We start from the raw sequence: 14,267 nt of genomic DNA, 5'->3' as shown, positions 1-14,267 counted from the left end.
CATGGTCACGATATTTATCGTGACTATGTTTTTTTCATGTGAAAGCGACATCAAAAAGGTGCAACAACTTAGTGAAACAAGTTTTATACCTACTGGAGAAGCTGACACTTTAAATTTAAAATACACCGATTCTGGCAAAATCAAATCGATTTTGAAAAGTCCAAAAATGTTAGACTATAGTAATATTACCAATCCTTTTACAGAATTTCCAAAAGGCATTCACGTAACCTTATTTGACAACAAAGGAAACACCACTACGGTTGTTGCAGATTATGCTATTTCTTACAAGAAAACAGACATTATTGATCTGCAAGGAAATGTTGTCATAAGTTCGCAAAACAGTAAAAAACTAGAAACTTCTCAATTGTATTTTGACCAAAAAAATGAATGGTTCTTTACCGAAAAACATTTTAAATACACTGACGAAGCTGGTGGATATTTAGAAGGCCCTGGAGTAGATTTCAGTAAAGACTTCAAAATTTTTAACATGCAACAAAGTAGTGGAGAAGTAAACACTTCTGATAAATAATTGTTTTGCATTTTCCTTTTTATTACATTTGATAAAATTATTTTACCATGGCGTATTTAAAATTCATCCAATATATCTATTTAATTTTTGCAATTTTCTTCTTATACGATGCTTTTAGAAAATATCAAGAGGGAAAAGAATTAAGCGACATAGGCTTAAGCCTTGTTATTGCTGCAGTTGCACTTGGTATGTTTTTCTTTAGAAGACATTTTCACAACAAATACCAAAAAAAGTAAATCTTAAATGGAGATCGCCATTATTGTAATTTGTTTACTGCTTTCGGCTTTCTTTTCTGGAATGGAAATCGCTTATGTTTCTTCTAACAAAGTGTATTTATCCATTGAGAAAAGACAACAAAACTTTAATGCCTCTATCCTAAATAAACTTACCGAAAAACCTTCACAGTTTATCACATCAATGCTCGTTGGAAACAATGTAGTACTGGTAGTATATGGTATTTATTCAGGAGAATTAATCATAAATTGGCTCAAAGATTATTTCATATTTACAGCATTTTTTGGATTATTGCTTCAAACCTTAATTTCAACAGCAATCATCTTATTAACAGCCGAATTTCTTCCGAAAGTTTTCTTTCAAATTTATGCTAATTCCTTTATTAAGTTTTTTGCAGTTCCTAGCTATTTCTTTTACCAATTATTCTTTTGGCCAACAAAATTTATCATTTGGATTTCAGATATTATCTTAAGAACGTTCTTTAAAACTCCAGGCGATCAAGTCCAAGAATATTTCAGTAAAGTTGAATTAGGCAACTACATTACGGAACAAATGAACAATGTTTCGCATGATAATGAAATTGATTCTGAAATTCAAATCTTTCAAAACGCATTAGAATTTTCCGATTTGAAAGCGCGTGATATTATGACGCCAAGAACCGAAATTAGTGGCGTTGATATTTTAGATCCTATTACAGAATTGAAGGATTTATTTGTAAAAACGGGTTATTCCAAACTGCTTATTTATCAAAATTCTATTGATGATATTTTAGGTTATGTCCATTCTTTTGAATTGTTCAAAAAACCAAAAACGATTAAAAGTGTCATGATTCCTGTGGAATATATTCCAGAAACGATTTACATTAAAGACGCTTTAGATTTACTAACCAAAAAAAGAAAAAGTATCGCAGTTGTTTTGGATGAATATGGCGGAACATCTGGAATTATAACTGTGGAAGATATTATTGAACAACTTTTTGGAGAAATTGAAGACGAACACGATTTAGACGAAGAATTAATAGATGAAATCATAGAAGACGACTCCTATTTATTCTCTGCCCGATTAGAAGTTGAATTCTTAAATGAAAAATACAACTTGCAAATTCCAGAATCTGATTCGTACACTACTTTAGGTGGTTATATTGTAAATCATACCAAGGAAATTCCAACAAATGAAGAAAAAATCATCATAGAAAATTTCGAAATTATCATCCATTCGGCAAGTAATAAAAAAATCGAATTGGTTCGTTTTTCCATAAAAGAAGAAAAAAGATAAAAATCTTTAAAAAATTGAAGTAAAATATGACTTTACTATTTTATTATTAAATAGATAATTGTATTTTCGCCCTCTGAAAAAAATTAAACACAAATAAAAATGGCAGTTTTATCTAAAATTAGACAACGTTCATTCTTCCTAATTATTATCATTGCTTTAGCATTGTTTTCATTTGTATTAGCAGATGTTATTCAAAGCGGCACATTTAGCTCAGGAGCTAACGATGTAGGTTCGGTTAATGGCACAGACATTGAAGCACAACAATTTATGCAAAATGTTGCTATGATTGAAAAACAAGGACAAGGTACTAGCACAACTCAAGCTATGAATAGTGCTTGGGAACAAGAAGTTAGAAGAATTATCCTTACAGAAGAATTTGACAAATTAGGTTTAAAAATCGGTAGCGAACAATTAATCAACGTTATCAAACAAAATCCTAACTTAGCTCAAAATCCTCAATTTTTGAATGCTGCTGGTCAGTTTGACGAAAATAAATTCAAAGAATCTTTAAAAGGAATCAAAAACGCTCCAGACCAAACTCAATGGTTACAATGGAAAGAATTTGAAAAAAATATTGAAAGATATGCTGTTGAGCAAATGTATAACACTATGATTAAATCAGGTGTTTATACAACTAAAGCTGAAGGTAAATTCCAATACAAATTAGAAAACGATAAAGCAGATTTCGATTATGTAACGGTTGCTTTCTCAACTGTAAACGATGATCAAGTTAAGGTTACTGATGCTGAGATTATCGATTTCATGAAAAAATCTCCTAAAAAATACAAATCAGATAATACAACAAGTATTGACTTTGTATTAGTAGAAAACAAACCATCAAAAGAAGATGAGCAAGCTATGTTATCTTCAATTGGTGAAGTTAGAGTTAAATTTGATTCAGTTGCAAATGTTGGAGAATTTGTTAATGCAAACTCTGACATTAAATTTGATTCAACTTATTTAGCTAAAAAAGATTTACCTCTTGATTACCAAGAAGCATTATTCAACTTACCTGTTGGTGGAATTTACGGACCATACGTTTTCAATGGACACCAATGTATTTCTAAAATGATTGCTAAAAAAGGAAATGCAAGCGCAAAAGCAAGTCACATTTTATTAGCTTACAAAGGAGCTCCTCAGTCTACAGCAACTAGAACAAAAGAAGAAGCTCAAGCTTTAGCAAATGACTTATTAACTCAAGCAAAAGCTAATCCAGGAAACTTTGCTATGTTAGCGATGACAAACTCAGATGATCCAGGTTCTAAAAATAATGGTGGTGAGTATGACAATATTACTCCAGGTCAAATGGTTCCTCAATTTAATGATTATGTATTTAATAACGCTATTGGTTCAATTGGTGTTGTTGAAACTGACTATGGTTTCCACGTAATCAAAGTTATGGATAAATACAATGCAGTTTTAATGGGAACTGTTGCTCAAAAAATTCAACCATCTGAAGCTACAATTGATGGTATATACACAAAAGCAAGTCAATTAGAAGCAGATGCTAATGAAAATTCAGATTTTGCAGCTTTAGCTAAAAAATCAGGATTAGAAGTAATTCCAGCTACTAACTTAAAAGGATCTGACGAATACGTTCAAGGTGTAGGTTCTCAAAGAGAAATTATCAGATGGTCATTCAATAAAGATACTGAAGTAGGTGATGTTAGACGTTTTGAAGTTCCTCAAGGTTTTGTTATTGCAAAATTAAAAGATAGAAACGAAAGCGGTTTATTACCTATTGATATTGCAAAACAATCTGTTGAACCAATCATCAGAAATCAGAAAAAAGCTGAAATTATCAAGAAAAAAATGAGTGGTTCTTCATTAGAAGCAGTTGCTAAAGCATCTGGCGCTTCTGTTCAACCTGCTACTGGAGTTTCTTTAAAAATGCCAGTTCTTCCAAATATTGGTAACGAACCTAAAGTTGTTGGCAAAGCATTTGGTTTAGCTGCTGGTAAAACTTCAGAAGTTATTGAAGGAAATTCTGGTATGTTCATGGTAAGAGCTAAAGCAGTAACTAAAGCTCCAGAAGCTCCAAGTTACACTACTTACATTACACAAGATAGATCACAAAATCAATCTTATGCCATTTCTAAAGCGTACACCGCTTTAAAAGACAAAGCAGAAATTAAAGATAATAGAGCTAATTTCTAATATCGATTGACTAAAAATAAAAAAAGAGGCTGATTTTCATCAGCCTCTTTTTTTATTTCATTTGTTTGATAGCATAGGTTACAATTCCCCAAATTATCAACTCGTTTTCTTCTTCTATTTTTATGGGTTGATATTGTGGATTTTCGGGCATTAAATACACTTCGCCATTATCTTTCTTGATTCTTTTTACGGTAAACTCACCATCAATAAGGCAAACTGCTATAGCATTGTTCCTCGGTTCCAAACTTCTATCAATTACCAAAATATCTCCATCATCAATTCCTGCACCTATCATGGAATTTCCACTTGCCTTGGCATAAAAAGTGGCTTCTCTATTTTTGACTAACAGATGATCTAAACTTAATTTTAACTCCTCAAAATAAGCAGCTGGTGAAGGAAAACCTGCTTTTATTCCACCCGAAATAAAAGATGTTGGAATAGGATTTTCCAAATCGGGAATAAAGAATGTTATTTTAGGATTTACTTGCATTGCACTTCTATTAATTCGTTAAAGTTGGTTGTATATCGTTTCGACAAGTGATTTTGTTTCATTTTCCAAGTGCGTTTCAAATCTTGAGTTGCTAATCGAATTTTACGCTCTCCTACTTTCTCGTGATAAGCATCCATTACTTCCATTAGTTTTTGAAACTTTGGATTTTCATCATCAAATAAATGAAACTGCTTTTGGTTGGCTGGAATAATTTCGGTTACAATCACGCCTGCTTTTTTATAAATAGCGCCTTCTTCATATAATTCTTTCAACATTTTTACAGCCAAACCACTAATTGAAAAAGCAGTATTACTAGGAAAAGACAACGTTTGCAAACGATAAAAACTATATTTTGCTCCGTCTGCTTTGAATCTATCTTTGCTCAAATATAAAATCACACCATAACAACAGGAATTTTGCTTTCGCAACTTCTCAGAACAAACACTAGCAAAAGTGACTACGCGTTCTTTAAGTTCATTGAAGTCGGATATATCTTTTTCGAAACTACGAGTTACGGCTATATTTTTCTTAGCTTTTGGTTCTTCCATCTCTAACACGGATTTACCTTCTAATTCGTATTTTAAACGCATTCCTACCACTCCCATTTCTTTTCGAATAAACCATTCGTTGTGAGGCAAAGTAAAGTCGTAAGCGGTTAAAACTCCTTTCGCTTGCATTTTCTTTGTTAATCGGAAACCAATTCCCCAAACATCGCCAATTTTAGTCCATTTTAAGGCTTTGATTCGTTTCTCATCGGTATCGATTACATAAACCCCTTGTGTTCTTTCGTGAAATTTCTTCGCAATTTTATTCGCGATTTTAGATAATGCTTTGGTAGGCGCAAAACCAATTCCCGTAGGAATACTCAACCACTTTATGATACGTTGCCGAATTTGTAAACCATATTCATGATAATCAAAAATATCTTGACCTGAAAAATTCAAAAAAGCTTCATCAATACTATACACCTCAACATTTGGAGTAAAATGTTCTAGTGTTTTCATCACACGGTGACTCAAATCGCCATACAATGCGTAATTAGAAGAGAAAACTTGTATATTGTGCTGTTTAATTACATCTTGAACTTTGAATTCGGGCGCACCCATAGAAATTCCAAGAGCTTTAGCCTCATTACTACGCGAAATAATACAACCATCATTATTAGACAAAACAACGACAGGCTTACCATTCAAATGAGGCTGAAAAACACGTTCGCACGAAACGTAAAAGTTATTACAATCGACTAAAGCATACATCTTGTAAAGTTACTTCAACTTTCACAAAAAGAAAATCAGTCAATTGTTAATGTTAATAAATTTATCGCTTCAGAGAAAAATGCGCTTTAAAAATTTGTTTTGTCGTACCATTCTGAGGCAAGTACTCTACTGTAAACCAATAATCGGTAGATGGCAATGCTTCACCATTGTATGTTCCGTCCCAACCTGAACTCGCAGGCGACATTTGTTTTAAGAATTTTCCGTAACGATCAAAAATATTAATCACCGCATCTGGCTGATGACTTAAATCCCAAATGTTCCAATTGTCGTTAACTCCATCTCCATTTGGAGTGAAATAATTTGGATAATTGATGATGTAAATTGGACCTACAATTGTTGGAGAACATCCTCCTAAAATATCATAAATATTTACGTAGTATTCACCTGTTGGCAAATTAGTAAACACATTACTTGATTGATATTCGGTTACACTTCCATCCGGATAAACCAATTGATACAGATAATCTCCAAATCCACCCGTTAAATTTACAGTGATAAAGGTGTTATTTTCAAACGGAGTACTCACCGTAAAATCAGCAACAGCTGGACCTGACTGAGTAATAGTTACAGTAGTTGTGTTATAGTTACAATTGGCTCCTACATCTGGTGTAAGTTTTATAAATTCAACCGTATAAACACCTGCTTGCGAAGCGGTATAACTTGGTCCCGTTCCCATCAAAGTCCCATTTAAATACCAATTCACGGTAAAAAATGCAGGATTTAGACCAGAATTCATAGTAAATGTTCTTAATACATCACCCGTTTGAGAATCTACACAAATAATTCCTCCTTGAATCGGATTATCTAACAATGGATGAACTGTGAAAGTAAATGAAATTTCATCATTACAATTTGGATTACCAATAGCCGAAGCATACACATAATACGTATAGGTTCCTGGAGCTGAAATATTCAAATTCGTAATCAAATCAGCAGCATTTCCACCTGATTGTGAATAATAACCAATGTTATAAGTTGTTGTTGGCAATGTTGGCAACACATAGGTTCCGCATTCTTCATTATCGAAAACCAAGCCCAAAGTAGCTAAGTTAGGTGTTTCGGAAACTACAATATCAAAACTATCTTCTTGTGTACAAATAGTTCGATCTCCATTTACTGCGTACACATAAATTGTTGTAGTTGTATTTGGTGTATTAAAAATAGTTCCTGGCGGCACAGGATTTACTCCATTTGGATTATAAAAATATCCTATCGTATAATTAAAGGGTGTTGGCGCTACGTGTGTTAATGGTGGCAATTGATAATTATCAAACTCACATAATGGTGGAGCAATATAATCAGGCAAATTAATACCGCTGTATGTAATGGTAAAAGGACGATTGATTTCACAACCTGTTGTAGTATCAATATTATACAAATAGAAAGTTTGAGTAGTATCAAAAACTTGGGTTGAAGAAACCACTGTTCCTCCTCCACTTGGCCCACCAGGCGCCGTATAAACTGTTCCGTTTGTAATTGTTCCTATCGTATAAGGCAAGCATTCTGTTCTACCTGTAACGTTATCAGCAGGTGGAAATGGATCCAAAGAAATCGTAAAACTAGATTCGTTTTCGCAGTTATTAGCATCGGGTCCGTTGTAAATATAATAGGTTCCAGGCGATAAATTTAATCCTGTTAAATCAATTATTTCGCCAGCATTTAATTGTTGTTGGCCAATTACTGTTGGACCACCAGATAAAGTATAGTAGGTACTATTCGTTAAAACAGGTAAAACAAATTCACCACAATAAACATCACTTACGATTGTATCTACAGGTGGTAATGGATGAATTGTGATGTTATAATTCAAGTTAGAAGTACAATTAGGTAACGTTGTTGTATTTGTAAAATAATATACAACTTGTGAAGAAGTAATATTCAAATCTATAATTGGAGTGCCTCCACCATTAGGTGCTGTAAAATATCCTCCGAATGGAACGGCAGGCAATGTGTAAACACCACAACCTGAAACCGCAGTAAAAACAGAAGTATCTACCAAATCAATCAAAAATGGATTTTCTAAAGGACAACTTCCTGGCGCTCCTGAACTTGTTGTATGAGCCAACTGATTGTAAACGTAATACGTACCTGGGAAATTAGGTCCGGATACACTTATTACATCACCCGCAAATAAAGGAGTTCCTGAGCCATTTGGCCCAGAAAAATAATTACCATTTACTAATGCAGGTAAAATATAATTATCACAACTCACAACATCTGCAGGATCATTTGCTAATGGCAATGGATGAATGTAGAAAATAAATTGGTCATCTCTACAAAACACTCCATTTACTTCTGCATAATAATATAAAGTCTCTGTAAAAGTTGCGGCTGTTGTATTCAAATATTCTGTTCCTGCTGGAACAATAACTCCAGTTCCTGAAGGTCCTCCTGGTTGTGTGTAATAATTCCCAATATTTTCTGGTGGTGTAGGTACAATAAATCTACCACAATGGTCTAACTGTGGAACATATTCGTTAATTAAAGTCAGATTAAAACTCTCTTCATTTGTACAACCATTTGCATCTGGACCCGCAAAAATATAATACGTTCCTCCATCTACTAAAATATCTCCAATATTAAATTGTACTTGCCCAGGTGTTGTTGGTCCGCCTGGCAACAGATAATACGTTCCATTCACAATAACTGGCAATGTAAATTGACTACATTCAATTGGATCTGGAATATCATCTACAACTGGTAGCGGATTAACCGTAATCGTCAGAGAAGTAACATCAAAACAAATTGGATTTGAATTGTCTTGAATTCGGATTCCAACAGTAACTGTAGTCGTTCCGTTTGGAATTGTAATAAAAGTTATAGGATTTGTTCCCGAGGAAGCTTCTCCAACAGAATTATAATAAGTAACATTATAATTTGCTGGCGATTGACCATTCAACACTTCATCTGTCGTAGTCGTTGTAAACGTATAATTTGTTCCACCTTGTGTTTCACAAACTGAAATTGGACTTGGTGATGTTGCAACTACTACATCTGTTACAATTAAATCAAAAGGATATTCTGCATCACAAAAATTTCCTGAAATTGTATTGAATATTTTGATAAAGATTGTTTGTCCTCCAGAACTCGAGTAAGAAGTTAAATTTCCATTTGGAATTGGATTATTCGCTACAATATCAGCAGGCGTTTCATAATAAAAAACATCGTAAGTAGCCGAATCTATTCCTAAAGCTACTTCATCATTAGTTGTTAAATTGAAATTATAAGAAGCGGCACCCGTATTACAAGTTAATAAATTGGGAGGATTTGTAACTACTAAATCGGTAAACACAATAGTATCTGTAATCGTACATGTTCCTCTTACTGCTTCAACTGTATAAGTTCCAGCATGAGTAACGGTGTAAGAAGGATTCGTTACCCCAGGAATTGGAAATCCATTTTCATACCAAGTATAAGTAAATGTATTATCTAAATTAGTATTTAGTTGAACCGTATCTCCTGTACAAATAATTTGATCTGGACCCAAATCTAAAGTTGTTGAAAAACTTCCAGCAGCAATAAACACAGCAGAATCAAAACCCGAATTACCATAATCGCCAATTATTAAACGAATTCTATATGGCGTGTTTGGAACAACAACAGAAGAAGCATTCATTACTACTGTTTGTCCTCGCATATTAAGTGAAGAAGTTGGATTTGGCACATTATAAATTCCGAAAAAAGTTGGGTTTACAGAAGCACAACTATTATTAGGACTAGATGGGTCATTATAAATACTATTTCTTATCGTAGTAACAGAAACAGGTGTATTTGTTCCGGGAATTACAGCTAAATTATTTGAAACTCCTGAAGTTAAATTTGTTAATTCAAACGCAAAAACATCACTAAATTCGCATTGATAAAAACCGTACTCGTTTGAAGCAAATAAAAAGTTAAAACTAAAACTATTTGAAAGAGGAATAAAATCAAACTCTAAATATTCGGCATCTACTATTGGACTTGCACCACCATTGCTATCACTTAAACTCTGTAAAAATGGATCGCCAGGCGAATTAACACTGCTACTCAAATTAACACCGGTGTATGGACCTTGCGTATGAGTTGCAATGCCATTTCTAATTATAATTCCTTCCGAAATAGGAAAAGTAGAACCATTTTGATTAAAATAAGCAACAGACTGTGTGGAAGAAACCGATATATTAGAGACTTCAACACATGAATTTCCTAGTAACAAATCAACTAACTGAGCAGGCGAATTTGTAGTATTATCAACTGTTATAGCTTGTGAAAACAAACAATTTGAGTATATAAAGGCGGATATTAGTAGTAGATATTTCAAGATTCTATTAGATTATAAAACATTGATATAAATGTAATGAAAAAAGATAAAAACAGAATATTTTAAATTAAAAAAGTTTGAATGTTAATAAAAATTCAAACTTTTTTACAATTTATTGATTATTTGTTAATCATTTAATTTCAACACTGCCATAAACGCTTCTTGCGGAATTTCTACGTTTCCTACTTGGCGCATACGTTTTTTACCTTTTTTCTGTTTTTCTAATAATTTACGCTTACGAGAAATATCTCCACCATAACATTTAGCGGTAACATCTTTTCGTAAGGCTTTAATCGTTTCACGTGCTATTACTTTTGCCCCAATTGCTGCTTGAATAGGAATATCAAACTGTTGTCTTGGGATTAACTCTTTTAGTTTTTCACACATTTTTTTACCTATATAGTAAGCATTACTTTCATGAATTAATGCAGAAAGTGCATCTACTGGTTGTGCATTTAATAATACATCTAAACGAACTAATTTTGATTCACGCATTCCTATTGGATGATAATCAAAAGAAGCATATCCTTTAGAAACTGTTTTTAATCGGTCGTAAAAATCGAATACAATTTCCGCTAACGGCATATCAAAATTTAACTCAACACGCTCAGTTGTTAAATAGGTCTGATTAGTAATTTGACCACGTTTTTCAATACATAAACTCATTACGTTTCCAACAAAATCCGATTTTGTAATGATCGTTGCTTTGATATATGGCTCTTCTACTCTATCTAATTTAGATGGTTCAGGTAAATCAGAAGGATTATTTACAATTAAAATAGTATCCGGTTCTTTTTTAGTGTACGCATGATACGAAACGTTAGGAACAGTAGTAATTACGGTCATATCAAACTCACGCTCTAAACGCTCTTGGATAATTTCCATGTGAAGCATTCCTAAGAATCCACAACGGAAACCAAATCCTAATGCCGCCGAACTCTCCGCAGCAAACACTAAAGAAGCATCATTTAGCTGAAGTTTTTCCATTGAAGCGCGTAAATCTTCATAATCTTCTGTATCAACAGGGTAGATTCCCGCAAATACCATTGGTTTTACATCTTCAAAACCTGTAATCATATTGGTAGTTGGTGTTTTTGCATCGGTAATAGTATCTCCTACTTTTACCTCTTTAGCTTCTTTTATTCCAGAAACTAAATAACCAACATCACCAGTAGAAATAACACTTTTTGGAACTTGATTCAATTTCAATGTTCCTACTTCATCCGCAAAATACTCATTGCCAGTGGCCATGAATTTAATTTTTTGGCCTTTTTTAATTTCTCCATTAATTACACGAAAAATTACTTCAATTCCTCTAAATGGATTGTAATGTGAATCAAATATTAATGCTTGTAATGGCTCATCTTTATCTCCTTTAGGAGCAGGAATTTTCTCAATAATTGCAGCTAAAATGTTTTCAACTCCAAAACCTGTTTTTCCAGAAGCGTGAATAATATCTTCTAATTTACATCCTAATAAATCAATAATATCATCACTAACTTCTTCAGGATTAGCGCTTGGTAAATCAACTTTATTTAAAACCGGAATAATTTCCAAGTCATTCTCTAAAGCCAAATATAAATTTGAAATGGTTTGAGCTTGAATACTTTGTGCAGCATCTACAATTAATAACGCCCCTTCACAAGCTGCAATAGAACGCGAAACTTCGTAAGAAAAATCTACGTGACCTGGAGTGTCTATTAAGTTTAAAATATAATCTTCCCCTTTGTAGGTATATTCCATTTGAATAGCGTGACTTTTTATGGTAATACCACGTTCACGTTCCAAATCCATATTATCTAATAATTGCGCTTTTTCTTCACGAGCTGTTACGGTTTGTGTAGCTCCTAATAAACGATCAGCCAAAGTACTTTTGCCATGGTCGATGTGCGCAATAATGCAAAAATTTCTTATTTTCTTCATCTTCTAATGCTATCAATTTTTGTAAAATACAAGTGTATTTAATCTGCAAATATAAGCTAAAGTTTTGATTGTATATCAACAAAAAGCAACTCCAAATTTCAAAAAAGAATGCAAACCACATAGAAACATAGAATTTTAATAAAGGCTAGAGGAATTCATAGTATTTGCATACGCACATAGGCTGATGTAATCTTAAAAACCTACATAAACTATCTTAAAGCGAAGCTTCTATTTTTCAATCCAAATCAACTATGCTTCTATGTGGTAAAAACTTAAAAAAACAATAATTAAAAAATCTTGTCGTATTTTTGCAAAAAAATTGAAGCATTATGCCTAAAATTGGTAACATCATACTACCCGATTTTCCTTTATTATTAGCCCCAATGGAAGACGTGAGTGACCCACCATTTCGTCGTTTATGCAAATTACATGGCGCTGATTTAATGTATTCTGAATTTATTTCTTCGGAAGGATTAATTCGTGATGCTATGAAAAGTAAGCAAAAACTAGATATTTTTGATTACGAACGCCCCGTAGGAATTCAAATTTTTGGCGGCGACGAAGAAGCTATGGAAATGTCATCAAGAATTGTGGATGCTGTTCAACCTGATTTGGTAGACATCAATTTTGGTTGTCCTGTAAAGAAAGTAGTTTGTAAAGGTGCTGGAGCAGGCGTTTTAAAAGATGTAGATTTAATGGTGCGATTAACAAAAGCGGTTATTAAAGGCACTAGTTTGCCTGTTACCGTGAAAACACGCTTAGGTTGGGATGAAAGCTCTATAAACATTGATGAAGTTGCCGAACGTTTGCAAGACATTGGTGTGCAAGCCTTAACGGTTCATGCTAGAACACGTGCTCAAATGTACAAAGGTCATTCGGATTGGAGTCATATTGAACGAGTAAAAAATAATCCAAGAATTACAATGCCGATTTTTGGAAATGGCGATATCGATTCACCTGAAAAAGCATTGGAATACAAAAATAAATACGGTTTAGACGGTATGATGATTGGTCGTGCTGCGATTGGTTATCCGTGGATTTTTAATGAAATTAAACATTATTTTGCCACAGGAGAAAAATTAGCACCACCAAGTATGAATGACCGAATTGAAGCTGCAAGAAACCACTTAATTTGGAGTATCGAATGGAAAGGCGAACGTTTAGGCATCAACGAAATGCGTCGTCATTATACCAATTATTTCAAAGGCATTCACGGTTTTAAAGAATACAAACAAAAATTGGTTACCACAGATGGTATTAATCAATTATTAGATGTTTTTACGGAGATTGAGCAGGTGTATGCGGATTATGTTTTTGGAGAATTTAACTAAACCTAAAGATGAAAAAACTAATTAAAATTATTATTTATGTTATAATTATTATTTTCTCTTTAAAATTAATAATTGCCGTTGGAAATTATATTAAAATATCAAATTCCACGGAATATGTAATTGCAAAAAAATTCATCAAAGAAGATCCAAGTCTAAAATCTAAAATTGGTGAAGTTAAAGATTTTGGCTCGTTTCCAAAAGGAGGAATTCAATGGAAAAATGGTTTAAATTCAGCTCAAATAGAAACTAACGTGATAGGATCAAAAGGAGAAGCTTACGTTATCGCATTTATCAAAGAAAATCATGAAAAAAAGTGGATTTTAGACACATTGTTGATTTCAAAAATCGATAAATAACCTACCCATGATACACCCTAGAAAACACAATCTTCCCTTCTTTAATTTCTAAAACTTCGGCTACTAACATATCAGCTTCACCTGCTACTTGACGTGTGTATTCCATAAAAACTCGGTCAGTGTTAGCGGTTAACGAAGTTACTTTGTAATGAAGTGTTGGTAATCTATCAAAAGCATCTTGCCACCAAACGCGCATGGCTTCTTTTCCAATAATTAAACCATTAGTTTCAGGCTGACGAATTTTTAATTTCGGACTAAAATGTTGGGCATCGTCATCATACAACGCCAATAAGTTTTCTAAATTCTTTGAATTAAAAGCATCGAACCAGCGGATGGCAATTTGTTGTAATTGATTAGACATAGTAAAAATAGAGCCGCAAATTTTGGTTGCGGCT

11 protein-coding genes are annotated in these 14,267 nt (G+C 33.2%); 6 read left to right on the top strand and 5 right to left on the bottom strand.

Annotated elements, in window-relative coordinates:
* Position 1 precedes the first annotated feature (1 nt).
* From lptC to GFJ94_RS05610, 4 genes are all read left to right on the top strand, one after another.
* Positions 2–529: an LPS export ABC transporter periplasmic protein LptC gene (gene lptC / locus GFJ94_RS05625; RefSeq protein WP_238989442.1), complete on the top strand. Its 528-nt coding sequence runs from the start codon at positions 2–4 to the stop codon at positions 527–529.
* A 47-nt stretch (positions 530–576) separates the two neighbouring features.
* Positions 577–765, top strand: coding sequence for a hypothetical protein (locus GFJ94_RS05620; protein WP_153200593.1), 189 nt, complete (start codon positions 577–579; stop codon positions 763–765).
* Between the two features lie 7 nt (positions 766–772).
* On the top strand, positions 773–2,038 hold the full coding sequence (locus GFJ94_RS05615) for a hemolysin family protein (RefSeq protein WP_153200592.1): 1,266 nt from the start codon (positions 773–775) through the stop codon (positions 2,036–2,038).
* Positions 2,039–2,137: 99 nt separating this feature from the next.
* Positions 2,138–4,195 (top strand): peptidylprolyl isomerase, encoded by a 2,058-nt coding sequence (locus GFJ94_RS05610; protein WP_153200591.1) that lies wholly within the window; start codon positions 2,138–2,140, stop codon positions 4,193–4,195.
* Between the two features lie 52 nt (positions 4,196–4,247).
* Here the strand turns inward: GFJ94_RS05610 and GFJ94_RS05605 are convergent, their stop codons facing one another.
* The 4 genes from GFJ94_RS05605 to lepA form a co-directional block, all read right to left on the bottom strand.
* Positions 4,248–4,685, bottom strand: a complete 438-nt coding sequence (locus GFJ94_RS05605; protein WP_153200590.1) for a LexA family transcriptional regulator — start codon at positions 4,683–4,685, stop codon at positions 4,248–4,250.
* Positions 4,676–5,941 carry a Y-family DNA polymerase gene (locus GFJ94_RS05600; protein WP_153200589.1) on the bottom strand — a complete coding sequence of 422 codons (1,266 nt, stop codon included), beginning with the start codon at positions 5,939–5,941 and terminating at the stop codon, positions 4,676–4,678. The genes GFJ94_RS05605 and GFJ94_RS05600 overlap by 10 nt, the downstream gene beginning before the upstream one ends.
* Positions 5,942–6,002: 61 nt before the next feature.
* Complete coding sequence (locus GFJ94_RS05595; protein ID WP_153200588.1) at positions 6,003–10,217, bottom strand: T9SS type B sorting domain-containing protein; 4,215 nt, start codon at positions 10,215–10,217, stop codon at positions 6,003–6,005.
* A 171-nt stretch (positions 10,218–10,388) separates the two neighbouring features.
* Entirely contained in the window at positions 10,389–12,185 is a 1,797-nt protein-coding gene (gene lepA, locus GFJ94_RS05590) for a translation elongation factor 4 (RefSeq protein ID WP_153200587.1), read from the bottom strand.
* 329 nt (positions 12,186–12,514) lie between these two features.
* Between lepA and dusB the strand changes: the two genes are divergently transcribed.
* Both dusB and GFJ94_RS05580 read left to right on the top strand, forming a co-directional pair.
* The gene (dusB, locus tag GFJ94_RS05585; RefSeq protein WP_153200586.1) at positions 12,515–13,516 is read left to right on the top strand and encodes a tRNA dihydrouridine synthase DusB; all 1,002 of its coding nucleotides are present in this window, start codon (positions 12,515–12,517) and stop codon (positions 13,514–13,516) included.
* An 8-nt stretch (positions 13,517–13,524) separates the two neighbouring features.
* Positions 13,525–13,872 (top strand): hypothetical protein, encoded by a 348-nt coding sequence (locus GFJ94_RS05580; protein WP_153200585.1) that lies wholly within the window; start codon positions 13,525–13,527, stop codon positions 13,870–13,872.
* Between the two features lies 1 nt (position 13,873).
* On the opposite strand, the gene GFJ94_RS05575 is transcribed toward GFJ94_RS05580, so the two are convergent.
* Positions 13,874–14,233, bottom strand: coding sequence for a nuclear transport factor 2 family protein (locus GFJ94_RS05575; RefSeq protein ID WP_153200584.1), 360 nt, complete (start codon positions 14,231–14,233; stop codon positions 13,874–13,876).
* Between the last annotated feature and the right edge of the window lie 34 nt (positions 14,234–14,267).

Origin of the sequence: Flavobacterium sp. LMO8 (genome assembly GCF_009495755.1) — a bacterium.
In the GTDB taxonomy this organism is placed as follows: Bacteria; Bacteroidota; Bacteroidia; order Flavobacteriales; family Flavobacteriaceae; genus Flavobacterium.
The sequence above is the reverse complement of the archived record's forward strand: the minus strand, read 5'-3'. Positions and strand labels throughout refer to the sequence as shown.